1 protein-coding gene is annotated in these 265 nt (G+C 50.6%); it reads right to left on the bottom strand.

Annotated features, from left to right (window positions below):
• On the bottom strand, positions 1-265 hold a 265-nt coding region (locus tag H6A60_RS14605), incomplete at both ends, for an RHS repeat-associated core domain-containing protein (protein WP_205105331.1).

The raw sequence follows: 265 nt of genomic DNA, 5'->3' as shown, positions 1-265 counted from the left end.
GTCGCCACGGATATGGGCAGCTACGGCTGCACCTGCATCGTAAAGCATATTGCCGATGTCCCATACCGTATCCCAAATCTTGCCGTCCTTGTCTATGCGGATAACGGGATTGCCGCCACAATAAACATAGGGGGAACTCGGATAATCTTGCTCCGATAACGGGTCAATGCTTACAAACCTTCCCAACGCCGCATCATAGTGCCGTGCACCGTAATCGTACCAGTTCAAGCCGTTCTTGTTATCGAACTCCTTACCGTTATACTTG

It is taken from the genome of Sutterella massiliensis (genome assembly GCF_016899755.1).
Classification (GTDB): domain Bacteria; phylum Pseudomonadota; class Gammaproteobacteria; order Burkholderiales; family Burkholderiaceae_F; genus Sutterella; species Sutterella massiliensis.
Note: the sequence above shows the minus strand (reverse complement) of the source record. Positions and strands in the feature narration are given on the sequence as shown.